The sequence below is a fragment of the Pseudomonas fluorescens genome (assembly GCF_902497895.1).
In the GTDB taxonomy this organism is placed as follows: domain Bacteria; phylum Pseudomonadota; class Gammaproteobacteria; order Pseudomonadales; family Pseudomonadaceae; genus Aquipseudomonas; species Aquipseudomonas fluorescens_BP.
Genome location: NZ_CABVHQ010000079.1, coordinates 1 through 24,102 on the forward strand (window position 1 = coordinate 1; position 24,102 = coordinate 24,102).

Consider the following 24,102-nt stretch of genomic DNA (forward strand, 5'->3'; position numbering starts at 1 on the left):
CTTTGGCTTTTGATCTACCCGCCCCTTCGGGAGGCCGAGTGGAGGCATTCATCAGGGGGGAGGCGCGCAGCGCCGTTCGACGAAGTCGAACACATCGAGAGGAGGTCGTCGCGAAGCAGACCGGAGGCGATGCCCCCTGATGAATGCCGGAGCGAGGGAACACCGAGCCTAGGCGAGGTGCCGGACGCTCGGGGCAAGACCTTTGGTTACTTTGGGGTGTTTGCCAAAGTGACACGCCGTAAGGGCGGAACCATAAGTGGCCGTTACCGCAGGAATGGATATGTACACGGACCAAACGCCAGGATCAAAAGATCGCAGCCTTCGGCAGCTCCTACAGGGGGATTGGGTACATCCGTGAGAGCCAGGCCGGCTTTCAGGCCGCCTGCGCGAGCAAGCCAGTTCCCACAGTGGATCGATGTACATCCGCAAGAGCCAGGCCGGCTGTCAGGCCGCCTTCGCGGGCAAGTCGGATCGCCGCACCGCAGCTCCCACAGTGGATCTGGGTACATCCGCGAGAACCAGGCCGGCTGCTCCTGCAATTTCAACCCAGGGTGTACCCGCTATCCACCTTCCAGTCCTGGCCATAGACACCCCGTGCGCCCTGGGACAGTTGAAAGACAATCACATTGGCCACCGCCGCGGCGTCGAGGAAATGGCCGGGCAGCAGGCGTTTGGTCAGGTTGTCGACGAGGTCATCCAGTTGCTCTTCGCTCAGGCCCAGGTTGTCCCACATGGCAGTGGCTGTCGGCCCTGGCGAGACCAGATTGATGCGCACATCAAAGGTCGCGAACTCCACCGCCAGGGTCCGCACCTGAGCCACCAGTGCGGCCTTGCTGGCGATGCAGGCGGCAAGGCCAGGAAAGCTCGACCCCGTCAGGAAGCTCCCGACAAACACCACCGAAGCCGGACTGGCCAGTTCGCAGCGCAACGCCGCCAGGGTATTCAACGCCCCGGCGCCGTTGACCGCCCACTGACGCTGGAAAGCCGCCATATCCAGACTGTCGGCCATCTCCGCGATGCCGGCGCCGGGCACCAGATAATCCACCGGCCCCAGTGCCGCGGCACGCCCGGCAAGACCGCGCAGGTCGTCCTGTGAGGTGACATCCCCGGCATGCCAGTGCAAACGGTCGCCATGGATCTGCTGCAAGGCCGGCAGCTCGCCCGGGGACCGCGACATTGCCAGCACCTTGGCGCCTCGGGACAATAGCGCCGCACACAAGGCCAGGCCAATCCCGGAACTGGCACCCGTGATCACCGCCAAGCGATCCTGAAACTCGGTATTCATCATTTGCTCCTGGGCATCGCGGATGCCAAGCACTGGGGACATAACACACCCCTATCTTTGAGCAGATGAAGAAATACCGACTTGACGGCGATCAGATTTTCTCGATGCAGTTTCGACCGATCAGCCGATCAGCCGATCAGCCGATCAATGAGTCATGTGCGACATGGCGGTTTGCTGCTGGAGCAGCTTGCGATTGATTTCGTAGAAGCGCAGTACGCGCCCGCCCTTGTCAGCGGCGAGTTTTTCCGCGGCCTGCTGCTCGGAGAACGACGCCAGCACCACGCCCATGGAGCCTTTGAGCTCGGTGCCGATCACATAAAAAGCATTTTTCGCATCAATCAGGTGAGAGTCATCCGGCGAGTCCCAAGAGCTGCGGCCCATATCATGGACATAGAGCCTGGCATTGCCATGATGGTTTTCCGGCTGCAACCACCAGCTGAGCATTTCCGCGGTGGAGCAGAATTTCTTGACCCCGGCCGGCTCGACCACTTCGCCCTTGGGCCCGGGAAATTCGTCGATGACCATCCCGCAGACATGGCATTCATCGCTGGGGTGGAAGGCCGACGCAGCGTCGTTGTAGGTGGCTTGGATGGGCTTCTCGCAGGCCGCCAGCAGCAGGCAGACCAGCAGGCCGGACAGTGTCCGCGCGGTATTTGTATAAAACCTGTTCATCGTTAAATGCTCCAGAAATATCCAAAGTTGAATTCATGTCGACCGTCGACGAAACAGCAGGTAGGCAAGCCCCAGGGGCGCCGCGACCCACAGTGCCAGGCACAGCCAGAGCATCGAGCCCGGCATCGGCAGGTCGCTGCCCAGTGCCAGCACGCCAACGCCATTGGCGCTGGACTCGAAACCCGAGAGATTGATCAGCCGATAGACGTCGGCGGGATTGAGCAACAGCAGCCAGGGCAGCAGTTTCGGACTGAACTGGCCTTCGCTGAGCACCAGCAGCGCCAGCATGGCCAGATCGAACACCAGCACGAAGAAGAACCACACCCCCAGTGCCAGGCCGGCCGCGGTGGATTTCTCCGCCGATACGCTGCTCAGCACATAGGCCAGGCCGAGAAAGCCCCAGCCGAGCAAGGTCGAAGACAGCATGAAGCGACCAAAGGCCCAGAGCAGCAGGCTCAATTCGACGTCATCGACCAGCACGGCAATGGCCAGCATTGCGCAGCCGAAACCGATCAGCGTCGCCAGGGCCAGGATCAAGCCATGGCCAACGAACTTGCCGAGCAGGATCTGCCCGCGTCCAAGAGGATAGGTCAACAACAGCAACAAGGTGCCGCTTTCGTCCTCGCCGACTATCGCGTCATAGGCCAGCAGCAAGGCAATCAGTGGCATCAGGAAAGTGGCCAGGCTGGCCAGGCTGGCGATGGTCGCCGGTATCGAGGTGAAGCCCAACTGCCCGGAGGCCGCGGCGCCGAGCCAGGCGATGCCGATGGCCAACACTGCGAATAACAGACTGATCGCCAGCAACCAGCGGTTGCGCAAACCGTCACTGAATTCCTTGCGGGCCATGTTCCAGATCGGCTTCATAACGCGACCTCAGTGGGTGCCACAGCGGCGCGCCCCATGTAATAGCGATAAATATCTTCCAGGGACGGCGGGTGGATTTCCACGTCTGCCGGGCTGTCTTCTGCCAGTAGCTGGCGCAACAATCCGAGCTTGCTGCCATTGAGCGCGGCCACCTGAAGACCTTCTACTCCCCAGCGTTGGGTGACATGCCCGGCGTCGTTCCAGCGCTCCTGCAATTGCCCGGCGCGCTTGAGCCCGCAGGTGCGAATCAGGGTCGGCAGGCCGGCCTCCTCGCGCAGGCTGGCGAGGCTGCCGAGGGCCAGCAACCGGCCCTGGGTCAGAATCGCGGCGCGGTTGATATGCGCCTCGACCCCCGGCAGTACGTGGGAGCAGAGAATGATGCTGGTGCCCTGGCCGCGCAGGCGATCGAGCAAGCGATAAAGGTCCTGGGTCGCGATCGGATCGAGGCCGACCGTCGGTTCGTCGAGTAGCAACAGACGCGGCTCGCCGAGCAAGGCTTGAGCCAGGCCCAGGCGTTGGCGCATGCCCTTGGAGTAGGTCCTGACCCGACGCTGCGCCGCGCCCGCCAGGCCGACCTCTTCCAGCAAACTGTCGACCTGAGCGCCAGACGCGCCCTTGAGCCGGGCGAAATGGCGCAAGGTTTCCAGACCGCTGAGCTGCGGGTAAAAGGTCACGTTCTCCGGCAAGTAGCCGAGCAGGCGCCGCACCTGCGGATCGCTGGGCAGCCGGCCGAACACCCTGACCTGCCCGGCGCTGGCCTGGAGCAGGCCGAGGATCAGTTTCATGCTGGTGGTCTTGCCCGCGCCGTTATGCCCGAACAGGCCCAGCACTTCGCCTTGCGCCAGACTCAGGTTCAGTTCATGCAACACAGTGGTCTGCCCGTAGCGCTGGCTGACGCCTTCGATTTCGACGACATTCATGACACAGGCTCCTTGGTCAGGGTTTGAATGGGGGCTTTCATCAGCGGATGGCTGTCCATCACGCCCGGCGATTTGATCACCGGAAAAGCTCGTTGCACCCAGCGCAGCAACTCGATCCCGGGGCTATTCATCAACAGCCGCACCTGCGGGTACAGCCACAGCAGGCGGTCGACATTGTCGTTGGGTTCATAGGCGACATCGCCCAGGCCATCGTCGTTGCGATCCCAGCCCAGGTAGTCGCTCCAGTAGTTGCCGCGGCCCTCCACCGACCATTCCTGCAAGCGGGTGGCGACGTACTTGACCTGGCGCTGGTTGCCGACAAAAGCGTTGTCGGCGATGCGGTTGTCTTCGGAGCCGGCGGTGAGGTGAATGCCCACCGCGCTGCGTTCGAAGTGGTTGTGTTCGATGCTGTTGAACAGCGAGTTGTAAATGAACAGGGCCTTGCCCTCGGCGCCGCTGATCATGCTGTCGCCGGTCGAGCCGCCGTCACGCACGTCAGTAACGATGTTGTCGCGCAAGGTCGAATAGGTGATGTAGTTCATCAGGATGCCGTAGTTCTGATCCTGTTCGGAGCGATTGCCAATCACCGTCAGCTTGCGGCTTTGCATCAAGGCATAGCCGGTGCGGGTGCGGCGGGTGGTGTTGCCAAGCAGTTGGTTGTCGTTGGCAAACATGTAGTGCACACCGTAGCGCAGGTCTTCCAGGGTATTGCCCTGCAGCAGGTTGCCGTTCGAGGTGTCGATGTAGATGCCGTCGCGGGTGTCGCGGACATGGTTGCCGATGACCCGGGCGCCGTGCACCGCATACAGATGGATGCCGTTGCCGCGGTCCTGGGAGCGCATCGCCGGATCGCCCTGGATGCTGTTGTCGATCAGACTCACATCCGGGGTTCCATCGACCCAGATACCAAACCCCTGGCCTTGCATCCGGTTGCCCTTGATCTGCGCACCATGGGCCTTGGGCAGGATGAACAGCGCAGCGTTCATGGCCGTCATGTCGTGCCCCCAATCGACAAAGGTGCAGCCCTCAATCGTGACGTCGGGCGCGCTGATGATCAAGCCGTTGCCCTGCCCCTGGCCCTGAAACACAGCCCCTGGTTCGCAGAGAATCTGCATCGGCTGATCGACGCTGAACGAGCCAGAGTACTCCCCGGCAGGCAGGCGCCAGCGTTGCTCGCCAGCGGCCTGCAACGGCAGCGCGGTGATGGGTTGCACCACCGCCCCGACACTGCCCGAGAGCGCCAGCAGTACCAGCGCAATGGACTTTATCCGGGATCCGCGAACCGGGTTTTCCTTGATATTGGCCATTGAACCTGTACCTCTGGAGTGACGACCGTCAGACGCGCTCGACTTTCATGCGGCCGACCATTTCCATGTGCAGCGCATGGCAGAACCAGCTGCAGTAGTACCAATGCAGGCCGGGCTGATCGGCGATGAAGGTGATCGAGGAAGTCTGCTGCGGGCTGATTTCCATGCTCACGCCGTGGTTGGTCATGACAAAGCCGTGGGTCACGTCTTCAATCTGGTCGATGTTGGTGATGGTCACGGTGACCTCATCGCCCTGTTTGACGGTGAATTCCGGCATGCCGTAGGCCGGGGCCATCGAGGTCATGTAGACCCGGACTTTCTTGCCGTCGCGGATGACCTTGTTGTCGGTTTCCAGCTTGATCCCGTCCTTGGCTGCAATGGCCACGGTTTCGGCGAAAAACGGGTCGTTGCGGTCCCAGATCTTTTTGGTCCTGATCTGGTCGCGACGGGCCATGATGCAATCGTGGGGTTCGGCAAACGCCGGGCCGTCGTGCACCAGTTTCATCACGTCGCCGGAGATATCGATCAACTGATCGTTTTCCGGGTGCAACGGGCCGGTCGGCAGGAAGCGGTCCTTGGAGAACTTGCTGAGGACCATCAGCCATTTGCCGTCAGCCTCGCTGGTTTCGGTCAGCGAAGCATGGTTGTGGCCCGGCTGGTACTGCACGTCGAGTTTCTGCTTGATGTAGTTGACCTTCTCGCCGGTGTAGGCGCGAACGGCTTCTTCCACGTTCCACTTCACCACCTGGCTGTCGATGAACAATGTGGTGTAGGCACAACCGCGGCCATCGTAGGTGGTGTGCAGCGGACCCAGACCCAGTTCAGGCTCGCCGACCACCGCGTCGCGCGGATCCTTGAGTTTGTCGTCGAACAGATCGTCGAGCTTGGCAGTGGCGATGATGGTGCAGGTCGGCGAAAGTTTGCCGGCGGCGATGAAGTACTTGCCATCTGGCGTCATATTGATGCCATGCGGGTTCTTCGGCACCGGGATGTAACGGGTAAATTGGCTGTCCTTGCCCTCGGTTTTACGACCGTCGACCACCGGCACTTTCGAATCGCCCACGGTGATGAACTTGCCGGCCTTGATCGCCGCTTCGATGCGCTGAATATTGAATACCACCACCCAGTCGCGCTCGTTGCGCATCATGCCGCCCAGGTCGTAGGCCTTCTCCGAGTTGTAGCAGGTCGACGCCGCATACTTGCCGGTGTAGTCGGCATCGGTGTTGTCCAGGTTGCCGTCGACTATGACCTGGAAGGCCATCTCCATTTTCTCGGCATCGATGGCGTTGAACATGGTGTAGCTGTTCTTGTCCAGCAGGTCGAAGGTGCTGCCGTCATTGGGATGCGGAATGACGAACTCGGCATTGGCGAACACGTACTTGGTGTGCGGCATTTTCTGCAGACGCAGACCGTGCACGGCCTGCACATTCGGTACGGTGAGCATCTTGTCGCATTTCATGACATCCAGGCGGATGCGCGCGACGCGGCTGTTGGCCTTGTCGTTGATGAACAGGTATTTGCCATCGTACTTGCCATCGGTCATGGACAAATGCGGGTGGTGGCAGTCGCCGTTCTGGAATTTGGCACTATCGCCCATGACCCGCTTGCTTTCGTTGGTCATGCCCCAGCCGGTGGCGGAGTCGACGTTGAACACCGGAATGCGCAACAGCTCGCGCATCGACGGGATGCCCATGACCCGCACTTCACCCTGGTGACCGCCACTCCAGAAACCATAGTAATCGTCCAGATCGCCCGGACCCACGTGGATCTTCGATTGCGACTCCTTGGCCGCCGCCGCCCAGGTTTCGCGGGTGAATACTGCACCGCCGATGGCCGTGGCACCGGCCAGCACCGCACCGGTCACCGCGCTGGTGCCGAGGAAGCCACGCCGGCTCAGACCGGTCGGCTGCGCTGCTTGAGCTGGTTTTTTGGATTCTGTGTCGTTCATGAGGTGCTCCTTGAAGGAATAAAAACAGTCACTGGGGACGTGTGCTCGCGGGGTTCATCAAGAGCCGTCACTTCCACGACAGGTATGAGTTGCGCGCTCACCGGCGCGGCCTTGCCGCGTTTTTTCTTGCGCTTGTTGATCAGCGGTGGGCATTTGTTTTCGTTGTGATAGGTCATCTGGCAATCGAGGCAGTAGTGGCACTCGTTGGCATTGATCCGGCCATCGGGATGAATCGCCTGGATCTCGCATTCCTTGGCACAGAGTTGGCAGGGGTCTCCGCACTCCTTGCGGCGTTTGAGCCAGTCGAACAGCCGCAGCTTGGTGGGAATCGCCAGCGCCGCGCCCAATGGGCAGATGTAGCGGCAATAGACCTTGCGGGTGAAGATATTGATCACCAGCAGCGCCACCGCGTAGAGCACGAACCACCACTGGCGGTCGAACCTGAGGGTGATGGCGGTCTTGAAGGGTTCCACTTCAGCGAACAGTTCGGCAGTGGTCATCGACTCCAGGGAGACGCCGAACAGCGCCAGCAGGATGATGTACTTGATCGCCCACAGCCGCTCATGGACCGCGAACGGCAATTCATATTGGGGAATCTTCAGCTTGCGCGCGGCTTCGTTGATCAACTCCTGCAAGGCGCCGAACGGACACAGCCAGCCGCAGAACACGCCGCGGCCCCAGAGCAGAATGCTCGCGGCGGTGAACACCCAGAGCATGAAGATCAGCGGGTCGGTGAGAAACAGTTCCCAGCGGAAGTTCTCGAACAGGGCATGGACGAATGTCAGCACGTTGACCACCGACAGTTGCCCCAGGGCGTACCAGCCGATGAACACCACGGTAAACATCAGGTAGCCGCGGCGCAGCCAGTGCAGAAACTGTGGCCGGCGGGTGAATTTGTCCTGCAGGAACAGAATCGTCGTGAGCAGTAGCAGCGCCGCCCCGAGGACCATGATCTGGAACTGTTTCTGATACCAGATGGTCACCCACATCGGCCGGTTGGCCTCTTCGATGGCCGCCAGTTCTTCGGCGGTGGGCAATGGCCGCTCCAGGTACGGCTCGGGCATTTGGTAAGGCAGTTCGAAGCTGCTGAAGGTGCCACTGACCGGGCCGGTCTGACGCCGCACCAGTAAATCCAGGGACCAGGCTGCTCCCGGATCGAACCTGGCCGGTTCACGCACAATGAAAATCGACATTTCATTGAACTCGGGCATGCCTTTGGCAAACACGTCGTCGAGCCGTTGATGGTCCATGTCGCGAAAGCTGATGATGTTGCCGAACTGGCGCAGTTGCACCCGGTCGAAGATCCCGCCGCGCACATAACCCGAACCCTTGTAGGAGAACAGCCCGCGGCCCAGCACGGCGATGGCCTGCTCGCCCGGCTTGAGATCCTGCATGAGGAAACGGTACTGATTGTCGCCCAGCAGGTTGCGGCCGATGGTCGGCGGATTCAGGTCGGCGACGTAGAGTTCGATAAAGGTCTCATCGACTTGCTCGGGACTGGCGTTGTCGATGCCTTCGGCTTCGGTGCCCTTGAAGGCTGCGTCGACCTGGCCACGGGTCAGGTTCAAGCGGCGGATCGCGCCGTTGCCGGTCAGTTGTTCCCAGGAGGCGGGTTCGAAAAAGTCCTTGCGCACGGTGGCGGGTTTCTGCGCCTGGCCGGCATTGTCTTCAACCAGTTTGAGCGATACGGCCACCTCATGGGCAGCGCGCATGATCACCTCATTGACCACCATCGCCGTGACGGTCGCGCCGGCGATGGCATCCACGGTGACTGCGTTCGGGTCGCTGGAGTGGCCGACGACCACCCGCTGGCTGACCTTGATGTCCTTGTATTTGGCGCTGAAGGCGTGAAGTTTTGCTTCGGGAATCCCGATCAGCAGAATCGGTTCGTGGTGCTCGAGGACATAGGCGTCCTGAATCACCCCTGCCGGGTCGAGGATCACCTGGGTGTTGATCGGCTTGCCCGAGTAGGCCGGAATATCGACTACATCCAGGCTCTGGAACACATAGCCGATGACCTTGCCGGCCGCCGACAGCGTGCGCACCTTGAACTTGCCTTCAGGGGCGGATACCGAATCGGTCTGCGGGAGGATTTTCTCGATGCGCTGCTGCTCGATGTCGCCGTAGGATTTGGCCTGTACGGCACCGAAGGTTGAAAACATCAGCGCGAGCATCACCAGCAGCCCGACGCTCCAGGAGCGCAGGTTGCGAGGTATCGAGGACTGAGGGGTGTTCATGGGTACTGACTTCAAAGACGGGTTCATGCGCCCATGTTAGGGGACCTTGCGCCCCCGTCCCTTGATTGAAATCAACTCAACTCTTTTTACCTGTGTACAGCCCGCTACACCACCCCCTCAAACGGTGCGGGAAAACTGGCCTTTCTGCTCGCCACCCAGATAGGCGTCAAATGCCATGGCGGCGCTGCGCATCATCAAGTGCCCCTGGGGCAATAACACCAGAGAGTCCTGGTGAATCTCCAGCAGGCCATCACGAACATGTTCATCGAGCTGCGCCAGCGCATCGGCAAAATACTCGGTAAAGCAGATGCCATGCCGTGCTTCGAACTTGCCGAAATCGATCCGCCCGTGGCACATCAGGTCGCTGATTACCTCGCGGCGCAGCAGGTCGTCGGCGTTCAACCGGTACCCCCGGTGCACCGGCAGCAAACCTAGATTCAGACGCGCGTAGTACTGGGAAAGCTCCTTGACGCTCTGGCTGTAGCTGTCGCCTACCTTGCCGATCGAAGACACCCCAAGGCCGATCAAATCGCAGTCGGCATGGGTCGAGTAGCCCTGGAAGTTGCGTTGCAGGGTGCCGTTGGCGCGAGCCAGGGCCAGTTCGTCGTCTGGCAAGGCGAAGTGATCCATGCCGATATAGACGTAACCGGCCGCGGTCAGGCGGCGGATGGTCAGCTCGAGCAACTCCAGCTTGCGCTCCGGTGGCGGCATGTCTTCCTGGCGAATCAAGCGTTGCGCGCGCACCATCTGCGGCAGGTGGGCGTAGCTGTAGGCGGCGATCCGGTCCGGGCGCAGGGCGATGATCTTGCCCAGGGTCACATCGAAACTGGCCACGGTCTGCAACGGCAGGCCATAGATCAGATCGACGCTGACCGACTTGAATCGAGCCTCGCGAGCGGCGGCGACCAGCGCATAGATCTGTTCTTCGCTTTGTGTACGATTGACGGCAGCTTGCACGTCCGGGTCGAAGTCCTGGACGCCGAAGCTCAGGCGATTGAAGCCCAGTTGGCGCAGCGATTGAATCTGTTCGGTGCTGATGGTGCGCGGATCGACCTCGATGGAAAATTCATGGTCATCACTGTCATCCATGTCGAACGCTTGATGCAGGCAATCCATCAGGTCAGCCAGTTGCTCGCTGGTCAGATAGGTCGGCGTGCCACCGCCCAGATGCAGCTGGGTGAGTTTGCGGCTGCTGTCGAACAACGCCGCCTGCATGAGGATTTCACGCTTGAGGTACGTCAGGTACTCGACGGCGCGATGGGTTTTCTGGGTGATGATCTTGTTGCAGGCGCAGTAATAACAAAGGCTTTTGCAAAACGGGATGTGGATATACACCGACAGCGGCTTGGGCACGGCGGTCTGGTTGCTGTCGCGAGCGGCACGCTGGTAGTCGTCGACGGCAAACGCCTGATGGAACTGCGGAGCCGTGGGATAAGAGGTATAGCGCGGCCCTGGGCGGTCATATTTTTCGACCAGGGCTCGATCGAACTCAAGCGCAGCATTCATGATTGATCGACTCCTGGTCGGGGTTAATGCGGTGGATTGGCCACGTTTTCAAACAGATTGCAGATGGCGTCCACTTCCCTGCGGCCGGCGGGCAGTATGCAAATGAAACGCTCGGACAGCTCGATCAGCCCGTCTTGATGCAATTGCTCAAGCAGTGGCCAGGCTGATGAAAAGTACTGGCGGAAAATCAGTCCGTAGCGGGTTTCGATCGCCTGGATATCCAGTTCCAGGTCACAGGCCAGACGCTCCACGACCATTTGCCTGATCTGATCGCCCGCCTCACAGCGCCAGCCCCGACAGGTGGGCAATTGGCCCGCATCCAGTTGCAACTGATAATGCGCCAGATCTTCGGTGTTTTGCGCATATAAATCGTCGATCTGGCTGATGGCCGACAATCCGAAGCCCACATGATCGCAATAACCATGGCTGGTAAAGCCCTGACAGTTGCGGCGCAGACGGCCCCGTTCCTGGGCCATCGCCAGGTCATCGTCGGGCCGGACAAACTGCCCCAGGCCGATGTAGTGATAGCCCGCCGCACCCAACTGTTCAAAGCAGGCCTGGCGCATTGTGCCTTTATCGAGCTGACTGGACAGTTCCCTGGGCTTATCCCCGCTCAGCGGTCGATAACGCTGCGGAGCATCGCTGTAGTCGAACACCTGAAACCGGTCCGGTTCCAGTTCGATAATGGTCGCCAGCTTCAGCGCGAAACTCTCGGGTGTCTGCCATGCATGGCCATACCCCAGGTCAACGTTGATCGATCGATAGCCGAAGGTGCGAGCGGCATCGATCAGCGAATGGATCGGGGCCGGGTTCTGATAGCAGGAGACTGGCATTTCACTGTCTACGCCGATATCCGGAACGCCGATGCTGACGTGATTGAAGCCCTGGTCGCGAAGCAGGCCCATGGTCGACCAGTCAGTATGGTGAAGATCCACTTCGATGCTGTAGTCGCCGCTCTCATGGTCGAGAAAGTTGAAGCGGCTGCGCAGATGACTCATCAACCGTTGCAGATGGGCAATGGCCGGTGTGCCGCCAGTCAGGTGAAATTGTTCGACCCGCTGGTCCGCGCCCAGGTGACAACCGACCAGGTCGATCTCGCGCTCCAGGTGCTGAAGGTAGTTGTCGACCTCGCTGCACTTGCAGGAGACGTCCAGCAGCGAGCAGGAGGAAGAGCGCAGGTTGGATGGCAACTGCACCGTCAGGGACAGCGGGCGTTGCTTCTGGCGACTGCTGCGCAATGCCCGAAGCAGGTCCAGGGAGCCGATGCCACCATGAAACTTTTCGGTGTCGGCATGGCAATTAGGGTCGAGCACGCCCTGATCGCGCCGAATGCTCGGCTCGCTGGAGGGGTGAAATAGGTCGAACATGGTGATCTCCGAGACTGGCTCCGGATGATCAGTGTCCGGGTTTAACGCCTTGTGCTCCTTGACTTGTATCAAGCGCGGGTGAAGCACTGGGCAGTTGGGTAGTCCCTCACCACGTCAGGAAGAACATGCCCTTGGCCAGCAGCACAATGGCGATCATATGGCAGAACAGGCTGCCATGGATGAAGTGCAGGTAGCGGGCATTCATGCGCCCGCTTTTGAACAGATACATGGCGCCGAGGAAATGCAGCAATACGCTGGCGGCGAGCATGATCTTCAAGGTCAGCAAGGTGCCGAAGGACGACGCCAGTGGCGCGGCAAGCGCCGGTAGATAACGCAGCCAGGCCATGCCCAGCCCCGCGCCGAACAGCACCAGCAAGACCCAGGGCATCAGACTGCGGGCCCGGCGGCCGATCCCCTGCTCCACCAGGAGCATCATTTTGGCAGGGACCTGCTTGCGAATACCTTCCAAAAACAAGACTTCGAAGAACACCGTTCCGATAAAGATCAGTGCGGCAAACAGATGCAAGGTCAGCAACATTGGATAGATCATGGTTTTACCCGCCTTCAACACCGAGGGTGGCGCGGTAACGGCCCGGCGAGCGTGCAACCGGAGACGATACGCAGGCTATTGTTGCGCTTTGACATTCGGTTCGACCTTGACGCGGATCAACATCGACCGGATGGCAGGACCCCATAGATTCCCGGTGTGGACACCCTGTGGGAGCGGGCTTGCTCGCGATAGCGGTCGTGCGGGCGGCTGAGGATTGATGCCGACAGAACCGGCCTCATCGCGAGCAAGCTCGCTCCCACATTGGACTTTCGGTGTGCGCATTCTCTGCGACACACTGGAGATCCCCTGTGGGAGCGGGCTTGCTCGCGATAGCGGTCTGTCTGCTGACGAGTTCAACGCAGCTTCAGCGGATCGACCATTTCGGCGACGATGGCCATGCCTACCAGGTCTGGCAGGTTGTCCGCCTGCATGCGTTTCATCACCCGCGAGCGGTACAGGTCCACGGTTTTTGCGCTGATCCCCAGTTGCTCGGCGATTTCGCGGGTGGTGTAACCCTGCACCAACGGCAGCATCACATCGCGCTCGCGGGGCGTCAGGCTGAGCAGACGAGCCTGCAACTGGGCATGGCTCTCGCTGCCCGAGCGGTTTGCGTCGAAGCTGCTGAGCGCCTGTTGCACGCTGTCGAGCAACAGTTGTTCGTTATAGGGCTTCTCGATGAAGTCATGGGCCCCGGCCTTGAATGCCCGGACCACGATGGGCACGTCGGCGTGCCCGCTGACGAAGATGATCGGCAGCTTCAGCTCCCGCGTGCGCATCTCTTCCTGCACGTTCAACCCGCCCATCCCGGGCATGCGCACATCCAGCAACACGCAGGCATTGAGACGCACATCACACGCATCGAGGAAAGCCCGGCCACTGGTGAAGGGCAAGGCCTTGAGCCCGACCGACTCGAGTAGCCAGACGGTCGAATCGAGCATCCCCTGATCGTCGTCGACCACATAGACCACCTGCTCTGCCGCAGCTGCCATTGCATTACTCCTGTTGTTGTTTTGTGGATCCGGCAAGCGGCAAGCGGCAACTCATCAGCAGCCCGACGGGCTGGCGCCGGGCCTGCAGCTCACCACCGAAGCCTTCGATGATGCTGCGGCTCATCGACAAGCCCAGTCCCAGGCCTTCGGCCTTGCTGGTGTAGAACGGGGTGAATATATGCTCCAGCTGAGGCTCGCTGACGCCCGGACCCTGGTCGACCACACTGATCTCCAGGCATGCCCCACTGCTCTGCCCCGCAGTGAGGACAATCCGCGACGGCTGCCCCGGATGTTGTTCGCGGTTGGCGTCGATGGCATTGCGCAACAGGTTGAGCAGTACCTGCTCGAGCAGCACCCGGTCGGCATAAATCGGTGGCAGATTATCCGGCAGGCGCTCCTCGATTACCACCTGGCAGTTGCTCGCCTCCCAGGCACACAGGCGCACCGCCTCCCGGGCGACTTCGGCGACGTCGAGTGCCTGCATGCGCCGCTGGCCTTTGCGCAGGAACGCCCGCAACCGGCGGATCACTTCCGAGGCATGAGTGGCGTGCAGGGTGATGCGTTCCAGGCCTTGGGCCACCTTTTCGGCGGCCTGCGGATTGGTTCCCAGCGTTTGCAAGTAGCGCTGGCTGGCGTTGGCATAGTTGACCACCGCCGCCAGCGGCTGGTTGATTTCGTGGGCGATGCCCGAGGCCAGTTCACCCAGGGTCACCAGCCGCGCGGTGTGCGCCAGTTCGTCCTGATGGTGCCGCTGTTGCACTTCGCGCAGTTCACGCTCGGTCATATCCCGCGCCACCAGCGAGTAGTAACGCTCGCCCGCGGCAGCGCGATGCGCCAGCAGGACCAGCGACACCGGCACCGAGGCGCCGCCACCGGGGGGTTGCAGGCGTGCATCGCTGCTCCAGACACCGTTGCGCTCGGCACTGCTCCAGCCTTCGCGCTGCAGGCGCGTCAGGTCATCGTTGGCGAAGAGGTCGGCCAGGGCCGGCATCGGCTGCTGCTCGTCGAGCCGCAGGGTGCGCCGTGCAGCCGGATTGAGGTAGGTGACCTGGCCAGCGGGATCGATGAACAGCACTGGATCGGTGTTGGCCTCCACCACTTCGGCCAGTCGTCGCTTGTTCTCCTCGGCCTGGACCCGGGCAGTGATGTCGCGCGAGACGCTGATCACCTCGACCACCGCGCCCGTATAGGTTTCACGAATCGCCCGGCTGGCCGTCTCGAACCAGAGGTAATGCCCGGCGCGATGACGAATGCGGTAGGTCATGGTGTGGTAACCGTCCTGCTCCAGGGCATCGCGCGCGCGCTGGACCAGGCTGGCCAGATCCTGAGCATGGAACAGGCCCTGGGCCATTTGCCCGCGCAACTCTTCAGGCCAGTAGCCAAGTAACGTCCAGGAGGCCGGCGAGGCATCGATAAACCGCCCGTCGGGGGTATGTCGGGAAATCAGGTCAGTGGTGTTCTCGATGATCAAGCGGTACAGCCGGCGCGCCTTGGCCGCCTCACGCTCGGCCAGGACCTGGGTGGTGGCTTCCCGACAGCGGGCGAGCACACGGTTGTCCTGGGGATCGGGAATAAAGGTCCAGATCAGGATCTGCGCCTCGAACTGCGCCTCGACCCCGTCGATGGCCCGCTGCTGGTCCAGACAAGCCCGCACCAGCACCCGGTGATTGACCGGCAAGAAGCCCAGGACATCGGTCAGCGGCTTCTCGGCCAGCAGGGCCAACAGCGCGGCATTGAACTCCAGCGGCCGGCCCTGGGCATCCAGCAGCAAACTCGGTTGCGGATCGTGGCCCAGCAGCGGCGAGCCCCGCAGCATGCCATTGACGTTGCTCAGCAGGGTCGTCAACAGGTCCTGGACCCAGCCCAGCCAATCCAGGCTCACGCCCTCGTGCACTTCAACCAGCAGCAATCCCGCCTGGCCCGGCTGCAGCGCCAGATCAAACACCTGACCATGGCTGATGGCCGCCCGGCGCAGACGACCGGACAGCCAGCAATCGAGCTGGCGCACCTGGGCCAGATCCAGTCGCCCTTCCTCCACCAGACGCTCGAAGAGCAATTGATCGCTGGCCAGCAACGGGTCTCCGAGGCCCGGCGGCAAATGTTGGGCGGCCCCCTCATGGCTATAAATGCGCGCCTGGGGCTGCCAACTCAAATACACCGCCCGATGCACCTCGGGGCAATCGAGCAAGGCCCGACACAAGGCATCGGCCCGGGCGGCGAGAGAAACCCCCTCGCGCTGCAGGCGCAACCAACTGTGCAATCGAACGGGAGTAAGGCTCATCGCGGGTCCACTTTGTCAGGGAAACCAAGCATATACCGGCCTTGGTGGGGATGACTGAATTCATTCAGCCCCCATGGAATTGAATATAGTATATGTACTATAAGACTCAGGTTGTACTTCCATACTTAATGCTGAATGTTATATAAAGCACACCGGACATAAAGTTGGCCTCAGCGACCCGCATTGCAAGGCCAACGATAGAGCTAACAATCAGCCACCGAGTACCCGTACATGTCGATCTTCGAACAAGGCCTAGCGCCTACGGCTGTCAACCATATTGCCCTGTCTCCACTGAGCTTCCTCGAACGCACCGCCAGCGTTTATCCGCACTATCCCGCCGTTATCCATGGTTCGATTCGCCGTACCTGGGCGCAGACCTACACCCGTTGCCGGCGCCTGGCCTCGGCACTGGCCGGTCGCGGCATCGGCAAGAACGACACGGTGGCAGTGATGCTGCCCAACATCCCGGAGATGCTTGAAGTGCACTTCGGCGTGCCAATGATTGGCGCCGTGCTCAACCCGCTCAACGTGCGCCTGGATGCCGAAGCCATTGCCTTCATGCTGCAGCATGGCGAAGCCAAGGTGCTGATCACCGACCGCGAGTTCTATGACGTTATCCATGCCGCGATCGGCATGCTCGATCACCCGCCGCTGGTGATTGACGTCAACGACCCGGAATACGGTGAAGGCCGGGCTGTCAGTGAGCTCGACTATGAAGCGCTGCTGGCCGAAGGTGATCCGCAATTTGCCTGGCAATGGCCGGATGACGAATGGCAGGCCATCTCGCTGAACTACACCTCAGGCACCACCGGCAACCCTAAAGGCGTGGTCTACCACCATCGCGGCGCTTACCTGAACTCCCTGGGCAACCAGATGATCTGGGCCATGGGCAACCATCCGGTGTACCTCTGGACGCTGCCGATGTTCCATTGCAACGGCTGGTGCTACCCATGGACCGTCACTGCCCTGGCGGGCGTGCATGTGTTCCTGCGCCGCGTCGATCCACAGAAAATCCTGACGATGATTCGCGAGCATCAGGTGACTCACCTGTGCGGTGCACCGATCGTGCTCAATGCCCTGGTGAACATGCCGGAATCGGCGAAGGCTGCCATCGATCATCCGGTCAACGCCATGGTTGCAGGCGCCGCGCCGCCGGCCAAAGTGATTGGTGCCGTGGAAGAAATGGGCATCAAGGTGACCCACGTCTACGGTCTGACCGAAGTCTATGGTCCGGTGACCCTCTGCGCCTGGCATGCCGAGTGGGATGAGCTGCCATTGGAAGAACGGGCGCAGATCAAGTCCCGTCAAGGCGTGCGCTACCCGACGCTGGAAGGCGTAATGGTCGCCGACTCGACAACCCTGGAGCCTGTACCGCGCGACGGTCTGACCATCGGTGAAATCTTCATGCGCGGCAATACCGTGATGAAGGGCTACCTGAAGAACTCTACCGCCACGGCCGAAGCCTTCGAAGGCGGCTGGTTCCACACCGGCGACCTGGCGGTCTGTCATCCCGACGGTTACGTCGAGATCAAGGACCGCCTCAAGGACATCATCATCTCCGGCGGCGAGAACATCTCCACCATCGAGCTTGAAGGTGTGCTGTACCGCCATCCAGCCGTAATGGAAGCCGCAGTGGTCGCCCGTCCCGATGAGAAGTGGGGCGAAACGCCTTGCGCCTTCATCACGCTCAAGGCCGATCACCAGGACATCCGCCAGGCCGACATCATCAGTTTCTGCCGCGAACACCTGGCTGGATTCAAGTTGCCGCGCACCGTGGTCTTTACCCAGCTACCAAAGACCTCGACCGGCAAGATCCAGAAGTTCGTGCTGCGGGAAATGGCCAAAAACCTGTAACCCCGACGACATTCCGTTGACTCGGCGGCAGGTGTTTTACCTGCCGCTTTGGGGTTGTGCAGGCCGAAATCGGCCAGGCATCCGCCCCGCCCCCAACATCGACAACAAAAACAAAGGTGGAGCCCACAATGAGCGACATTCATTCAACAGATACCCAGCGATGTGAACGCATCCGGTCCAACCCGAAATTCCTCCAGTTGGTGAAGACTCGTTCACGCCTGGCCTGGTCGCTGAGTGCCGCCGTGCTGGGCACCTACTACGTGTTCATGGCGATAGTGGCCTTTGCTCCGCAGTGGCTGCACGCACCGCTCGCCAGCCAAAGCCTGATGACCGTGGGCATGCCGGTAGGCGCAGCAATCATCGTGTTCTCCTGGTTACTCACCGGTTGGTACGTCTACCGCGCCAACACCCGTTTCGATGCACTGGGCGCGGCAGTCCTCGAGGAGAGCAAGTAATGAGCATGCTTCGTAAGCTGATCCTCGCGGCCGCGGGCCTGCTGCCCGCCTCCGTGGCACTCGCCGCGCCGGCACTGGGCGCGGTGGAAAAACAACCGCTGAACCTGCATGCCATCGGCATGTTCTTCGTGTTCGTCATGGGCACCCTGCTGATTACCATGTGGGCGGCGCGCCAAACCAAATCCACCTCGGATTTCTACACCGCTGGCGGTGGCATCACCGGTTTCCAGAACGGTCTGGCGATTGCCGGTGACTACATGTCCGCCGCGACCCTGCTGGGGCTTTCCAGCCTGGTGTTCGCCAAGGGCTACGACGGTTTCATCTATACCATCGGCTTCTTTGTCGGCTGGCCGATCATTACCTTCCTGATGGCCGAACGTCTGCGCAACCTGGGGCGCTACACCTTCGCCGACATCGTTTCCTATCGCCTGGACCAGAACAAGGTACGGATCTTCGCCGCGTTCGGTTCGTTGACGGTGGTGTGCTGCTACCTGATCGTGCAGATGGTCGGTGCCGGCCAGTTGATCAAATTGCTGTTCGGTCTCGACTACCCGGTAGCGGTGGTGATCGTCGGTGCGTTGATGCTGGTGTATGTGATCTTCGGCGGCATGATCGCCACCACCTGGGTCCAGATCATCAAGGCCGTGCTGCTGCTTGCCGGTGGTACTACCCTGGCGGTCATGGCCATGTCCCAGTTCGGCTTCAGCTATGAAGTGCTGGCGACCAAAGCCATTGAAGCCCATGCCAGCGGCTGGAACATCATGGGCCCCGGCGCGATGCTCGCCGACCCGATCAACACTGCTTCGATGTCCCTGGGCCTGGTATTCGGCATCGCCGGCCTGCCGCACATCCTGATGCGTTTCTTCACTGTGCCCAACGCCAAGGAAGCGCGTAAATCGGTGTTCTACGCTACCGGTTTCATCGGTTTCTTCTTCCTGGTGGTCTGCACCCTGGGCTTCGCGGCCATGGTCATCATCGGCACCGACCCGCAGTACTACGTCAACGGCGAAGTGGGCGGCACCTTGATTGGTGGCGGCAATATGGTCGCCATGCACCTGGCCAAGGCCGTGGGCGGCAACCTGTTCTTCGGCTTCCTCTCGGCAGTGGCCTTCGCCACTATCCTTGCGGTAGTTTCCGGCCTGGCCCTGGCCGGTGCCTCGGCGATTTCCCACGACCTCTACGCCACCGTCTTCAAGAAAGGCAAGGCGACAGAGAAGCAAGAGATGCGCGTGACCCGTATGGCCACTGTCGCACTGGGCATCATCGCCATCCTGCTGGGCATCCTGTTCGAGAAGATGAACGTCGCGTTCCTGGTCGGCTTGACCTTCGGCATCGCCGCTTCGACCAACTTCCCGGTGCTGATCATGGCCATGTACTGGAAAGGCCTGACCACCAAGGGCGCGATCATCGGCGGTTTCGCCGGCCTGCTCTGCGCACTGGTGCTGGTAATCCTCTCGCCAGCCGTCTGGGTCACCGTGCTCGGCCACGCCAAGGCGATTTTCCCCTACGACCATCCGGCACTGTTCTCCATGCCGCTGGCCTTCCTGGTGATTGTCGTGGTGTCGAAACTCGACCGCAGCGTGCGGGCGGACAAGGAGCGTGATGCCTACGCCGACCAGTTCGTGCGGGCACAGACCGGCCTCGGCATCGCCAGCGCCTCCAGCCATTGATCTATAGGGCACGGTCCGCTCCAGCGGCGCCGTGCCCATCGCACAACCGTCACAACGAGGTTCACGTTATGCCCCAATTCAACGCCCCACTGCGCGACATGCGCTTTGTCCTGCATGAAGTGTTCGACGCCCCGGCCTTGTGGGCGCGCCTGCCGGCCCTGGCCGAGAGCGTCGATGCGGCCACCGCGGATGCGATTCTCGAAGAAGCGGCGAAAGTCACCTCACACCTGATCGCCCCGCTGAACCGCAGCGGCGACGAGGAAGGCGTCCAGTGGAACGAGGGTCAGGTCAGCACCCCCATCGGTTTCAAGGAAGCCTACGCCACCTACATCGAGGGCGGCTGGGTGGGTCTTTCCGGTAATGCGCAATTCGGCGGCATGGGCATGCCGAAGATGCTTGCCGTGCAGTTCGAAGAAATGCTCTACGGCGCCAACTCCAGCTTCGCCCTGTACTCGGCATTGAGCTCCGGCGCCTGCCTGGCGATTGATGCTCACGCCAGCGAAGAGCTGAAAAACCTCTACCTGCCGCCGATGTATGAAGGTCGCTGGGCCGGCTCCATGTGCCTGACCGAAGCCCATGCCGGCACCGATCTGGGAATTATCCGGACCCGCGCCGAACCCCAGGCCGACGGCAGCTTCAACATCACCGGCAGCAAGATTTTCATCACCGGTGGCGACCAGGACCTGACCGAAAACATCATCCACCTGGTGTTGGCCAAACTGCCGGACGCGCCGGCTGGCCCCAAAGGCATCTCGCTGTTTGTGGTGCCCAAGGTATTGATCAACGCCGACGGCTCCCTGGGCAATGCCAACGCCGTGAGCTGCGGCTCGATCGAACACAAGATGGGCATCAAGGCCTCGGCCACCTGCGTGATGAACTTCGACGGTGCCAGCGGTTGGCTGGTCGGCGAAGCCAACAAAGGTCTGGCGGCGATGTTCACCATGATGAACTACGAACGTCTGTCCATCGGCATTCAGGGCATCGGCTGCGCCGAAGCGTCCTACCAGAGCGCGGTCGCCTACGCTCGCGAACGCACTCAGAGCCGCGCTCCCACCGGTGCGATCGCCAAAGACAAGATCGCCGACCCGATCATCGTCCACCCGGATGTGCGCCGCATGTTGCTCAGCATGAAAGCCATGACCGAAGGGGGTCGTGCCTTTGCCAGCTATGTCGGGCAGCAGCTGGACCTGGCGAAGTTTTCCGACGATGCGCAAGAACGGGACAGTGCCCAGACCCTGGTCGCGCTGCTCACTCCGATCGCCAAGGCATTTTTTACCGACTCCGGCCTGGAAAGCTGCATCAACGGCCAGCAGGTATTCGGCGGCCATGGCTACATCCGCGAATGGGGCCAGGAACAGTTGGTCCGCGATGTGCGCATTGCGCAGATCTACGAAGGCACCAACGGCATTCAGGCGCTGGACTTGCTCGGGCGCAAAGTGCTCGCCGATAAAGGCACCGCACTGCGTCAGTTCACCGGCGAGATCCGCGCGTTCGCCGGCCAGCCCGATGCCCCCTACTCCAAGCCATTGCTCGACGCCGTGCAGCGTCTGGAAAACCTCAGCGACTGGCTGCAGGACCAGGCTGCGACCAACCGCAACGAAATCGGCGCCGCTTCGGTGGAGTATCTGCACTTGTTCGGCTACGTCGCCTACGCCTGGCTCTGGGCGCGCATGGCGCAGGTTGCCGAGAACAAACGCAGTGAAGACGAAGCTTTTTATGGCGCGAAAATCGCCACCGCCGACTTCTACTTTAGTCGTCTGCTCCCCCGCGTACTAACTCTGGAACAATGCATCCGGGCTGGCAGTGCGTCGTTGTATGGCCTGAGCGCCGAACAGTTCTGACGATTGACCTGTGGCGAGGGGCTTGCTGTGGCGAGGGGGCTTGCCCCCGCAAGCTCCCTTGCCACATTTTCTGCGATCGGCGCGTCTCTTTCAAAGCATTACCCCGAATATCGAGCCCTGAAGCTCGATGCGGGATCCGCTACTCCATAATAAAAACAAAGGGGCTCCACCATGGACCGTAACACCCGCACACTCGTTACCCGTCTGCTGCTGGCCGGCGGCGTCGTCGGCCTCTGCGCACCGGCTAGCGCCGAATTCATCAAGGACAGCAAGGCCAGCCTGGAGCTGCGCAACTTCTACTTCAACCGCGACTATCGCCAGGACAACGCAGCCCAGTCCAAGCAAGAGGAATGGGCTCAGGGTTTCCTGCTGCGCTACGAGTCGGGCTTCACCGAAGGCTTGGTGGGAGTCGGTTTCGACGCCATCGGCCTGGTCGGGGTAAAACTTGACTCCAGCCCCGATCGTGCCGGCTCCGGCTTGCTCAAACGCCACAGCGATGCATCCAAGGGCTCGCAGGACGAGTACGGCGAACTGGGGCTGACCGCCAAGTTGCGCGCCTCCAAAAGTGTGCTGAAACTCGGCACCTTGCAGCCCAAGGTACCGACCCTTCTGGCCAACGACTCGCGGCTGTTGCCACAGACCTTCAAGGGCGGCCAGCTGAATTCGCTGGAACTCGAGGGCCTGACCCTGGATGCCGGCCGGTTGACCCAGGTCAACCAGCGCGATTCCTCGGACTATCAGGACATGGCCATCACCACCACGGGCGTGAAGAACATCCGCACCCGCCACGTGACCAGCGACAGATTCGATTTCGCCGGCCTGAACTACAAGTGGAACAGCAACCTCAACACCGGCTACAGCTACGGCCATCTGGACAACCTCTACAGCCAGCATCTGGTCAACCTGACTTACGTGTTGCCGGTGACTCAGGGCCAGTCGCTCAAGAGCGATCTGCGCTTCGCCCGCTCCACCGACGATGGCGGCAGCAATGTCGACAACCGGGCGCTGGGTGCGATGTTCACCTATAACCTCGGTGGTCACGCCCTCGGTCTCGGCTATCAGCAAATGAGCGGTGACACCGGCTATGCCTATGTCAACGGCAGCGATGCGTTCCTGGTGAACTTCGTGCAGATCGGCGACTTCGCCAGCAAGGACGAAAAGTCCTGGCAGGCCCGCTACGACTACAACTTTGCCGCGATTGGCATCCCCGGCCTGACCTTCATGACCCGCTACATCTCCGGCTCCGATATCGACCTGGGCAATAATCGCCCTGAAGGCAAGGAGTGGGAACGCGATACCGACATCGGCTATGTGGTCCAGGGTGGTCCACTGAAAAACGTCGGGGTGAAATGGCGCAACGCCACGGTCCGCTCGAGCAACTTTGGCAGCGACCTGGATGAAAACCGTCTGATCGTCAGCTATACCCTGCCTATCTGGTAAGCGCACTTCCCGTCCCGACAGGGGAACCCGCGTCGCTGACTTCAAGCCTCGCGGGTTGTACCCCTATCCTGCTTGCAAAAGCCGCTGAAAAATCCGCTGGCCCCCCTCTCCCGCAACACCAAACCGCCGCCGTGGTCATAGTAGGTTAAGATGCCTGTAAATCAGGCTCGCTGTGAGTAGCCCCGCATGACAGATAACAGTCGGACCACCCGTCTGATCAAGAAATACCCGAATCGCCGTCTGTATGACACGCATACCAGCAGTCATTTGACCCTTGCGGATATACGCCAACTGGTGGTCGATAAAATCCCGTTCGAGGTAGTCGACGCCAAGACCGGCGAAGATCTGACCCGAAGTATTTTGCTGCAGGTCATTCTGGAAGCCGAAAGTGGCGGTGAGCCGATCTTCTCCATCGAGATGCTCATGGGGATCATCCAGTTCTACGGCCCGTACCAGGGCGTCCTCGGCAGCTACCTGGATAAAAGCATCCAGACGGTCATCGACGTCCAGTCGCAAACCGGCGCGCAGTCCTCCGAGGCCTGGAGCGAGTTCATGCACAAGCAGGCGCCGGTCATGCAGGATTTGATGCGCCAGTATGTCGATCAGTCCAAAGCGCTCTACCTGAACACTCAGAACCTCTTCGGCCTGTTCGGCGGCCCACCCGGCCAGCCAGGGGCCGATGGCGGGCCGAAAAAAGACGATAAGTGAGTCATCCTGACTGCTGTGTTCTGATCCGAAATCCACCCCTCACCCCAACCCTCTCCCCAGGGGGCACAGGTATCTACACATCTTTTAAGGGCTGCCAAATACTGTGGCGAGGGGGCTTGTCGGAACGCCGCACCGCCCCGCTCGGCTGCGCAGCAGTCGTAAAACCGGCGGATGCGTACTACCTGGAAAACCGCGATTGCCGGTTTTA

18 protein-coding genes are annotated in these 24,102 nt (G+C 61.0%); 6 read left to right on the forward strand and 12 right to left on the reverse strand.

The features are described from left to right. Nucleotides 1–541: 541 nt before the first annotated feature. The 12 genes from F8N21_RS26550 to F8N21_RS26605 all read right to left on the reverse strand — a co-directional run bounded on the left by F8N21_RS26550 (nt 542) and on the right by F8N21_RS26605 (nt 15,926). The gene (locus F8N21_RS26550) at nt 542–1,285 is read right to left on the reverse strand and encodes an SDR family NAD(P)-dependent oxidoreductase (protein ID WP_150644971.1); all 744 of its coding nucleotides are present in this window, start codon (nt 1,283–1,285) and stop codon (nt 542–544) included. A gap of 144 nt (nt 1,286–1,429) precedes the next feature. Beyond that, the gene (locus F8N21_RS26555) at nt 1,430–1,957 is read right to left on the reverse strand and encodes a nitrous oxide reductase accessory protein NosL (protein WP_150644954.1); all 528 of its coding nucleotides are present in this window, start codon (nt 1,955–1,957) and stop codon (nt 1,430–1,432) included. A gap of 33 nt (nt 1,958–1,990) precedes the next feature. Then, the gene (locus F8N21_RS26560; protein ID WP_150644955.1) at nt 1,991–2,821 is read right to left on the reverse strand and encodes an ABC transporter permease; all 831 of its coding nucleotides are present in this window, start codon (nt 2,819–2,821) and stop codon (nt 1,991–1,993) included. Next, nucleotides 2,818–3,741: an ABC transporter ATP-binding protein gene (locus tag F8N21_RS26565; RefSeq protein ID WP_150644956.1), complete on the reverse strand. Its 924-nt coding sequence runs from the start codon at nt 3,739–3,741 to the stop codon at nt 2,818–2,820. The genes F8N21_RS26560 and F8N21_RS26565 overlap by 4 nt, the downstream gene beginning before the upstream one ends. Then, entirely contained in the window at nt 3,738–5,048 is a 1,311-nt protein-coding gene (locus tag F8N21_RS26570) for a nitrous oxide reductase family maturation protein NosD (RefSeq protein WP_150644957.1), read from the reverse strand. The genes F8N21_RS26565 and F8N21_RS26570 overlap by 4 nt, the downstream gene beginning before the upstream one ends. 28 nt (nt 5,049–5,076) lie before the next feature. After that, nucleotides 5,077–6,996, reverse strand: coding sequence for a TAT-dependent nitrous-oxide reductase (nosZ, locus tag F8N21_RS26575; protein WP_150644958.1), 1,920 nt, complete (start codon nt 6,994–6,996; stop codon nt 5,077–5,079). After that, entirely contained in the window at nt 6,993–9,233 is a 2,241-nt protein-coding gene (gene nosR / locus F8N21_RS26580; RefSeq protein WP_150644959.1) for a transcriptional regulator NosR, read from the reverse strand. Before nosR ends, nosZ begins: the two co-directional genes overlap by 4 nt. Before the next feature lie 117 nt (nt 9,234–9,350). Beyond that, on the reverse strand, nt 9,351–10,739 hold the full coding sequence (gene hemN / locus F8N21_RS26585) for an oxygen-independent coproporphyrinogen III oxidase (RefSeq protein ID WP_150644960.1): 1,389 nt from the start codon (nt 10,737–10,739) through the stop codon (nt 9,351–9,353). A gap of 23 nt (nt 10,740–10,762) precedes the next feature. After that, the gene (locus F8N21_RS26590; RefSeq protein ID WP_150644961.1) at nt 10,763–12,106 is read right to left on the reverse strand and encodes a coproporphyrinogen III oxidase; all 1,344 of its coding nucleotides are present in this window, start codon (nt 12,104–12,106) and stop codon (nt 10,763–10,765) included. Between the two features lie 106 nt (nt 12,107–12,212). Further along, nucleotides 12,213–12,656 carry a CopD family copper resistance protein gene (locus F8N21_RS26595; RefSeq protein WP_150644962.1) on the reverse strand — a complete coding sequence of 148 codons (444 nt, stop codon included), beginning with the start codon at nt 12,654–12,656 and terminating at the stop codon, nt 12,213–12,215. Nucleotides 12,657–13,009: 353 nt separating this feature from the next. Continuing rightward, nucleotides 13,010–13,645 (reverse strand): response regulator transcription factor, encoded by a 636-nt coding sequence (locus F8N21_RS26600; RefSeq protein ID WP_150644963.1) that lies wholly within the window; start codon nt 13,643–13,645, stop codon nt 13,010–13,012. A gap of 4 nt (nt 13,646–13,649) precedes the next feature. Beyond that, nucleotides 13,650–15,926, reverse strand: coding sequence for a PAS domain S-box protein (locus tag F8N21_RS26605; protein WP_150644964.1), 2,277 nt, complete (start codon nt 15,924–15,926; stop codon nt 13,650–13,652). A gap of 231 nt (nt 15,927–16,157) precedes the next feature. Here F8N21_RS26605 and F8N21_RS26610 point away from each other — a divergent pair, with 231 nt between their 5' ends. From F8N21_RS26610 to phaR, 6 genes are all read left to right on the forward strand, one after another. Then, nucleotides 16,158–17,780, forward strand: a complete 1,623-nt coding sequence (locus F8N21_RS26610) for an acyl-CoA synthetase (RefSeq protein WP_150644965.1) — start codon at nt 16,158–16,160, stop codon at nt 17,778–17,780. 128 nt (nt 17,781–17,908) lie between these two features. Further along, nucleotides 17,909–18,235, forward strand: a complete 327-nt coding sequence (locus tag F8N21_RS26615; protein ID WP_150644966.1) for a DUF485 domain-containing protein — start codon at nt 17,909–17,911, stop codon at nt 18,233–18,235. 5 nt (nt 18,236–18,240) lie between these two features. After that, nucleotides 18,241–19,905, forward strand: a complete 1,665-nt coding sequence (locus F8N21_RS26620; protein ID WP_191624411.1) for a cation acetate symporter — start codon at nt 18,241–18,243, stop codon at nt 19,903–19,905. Nucleotides 19,906–19,973: 68 nt separating this feature from the next. Continuing rightward, nucleotides 19,974–21,746 (forward strand): acyl-CoA dehydrogenase C-terminal domain-containing protein, encoded by a 1,773-nt coding sequence (locus tag F8N21_RS26625; RefSeq protein WP_150644968.1) that lies wholly within the window; start codon nt 19,974–19,976, stop codon nt 21,744–21,746. 171 nt (nt 21,747–21,917) lie between these two features. After that, entirely contained in the window at nt 21,918–23,186 is a 1,269-nt protein-coding gene (locus F8N21_RS26630; RefSeq protein WP_150644969.1) for an OprD family porin, read from the forward strand. A 186-nt stretch (nt 23,187–23,372) separates the two neighbouring features. Further along, nucleotides 23,373–23,894 carry a polyhydroxyalkanoate synthesis repressor PhaR gene (gene phaR, locus F8N21_RS26635; protein ID WP_150644970.1) on the forward strand — a complete coding sequence of 174 codons (522 nt, stop codon included), beginning with the start codon at nt 23,373–23,375 and terminating at the stop codon, nt 23,892–23,894. Nucleotides 23,895–24,102: the final 208 nt, after the last annotated feature.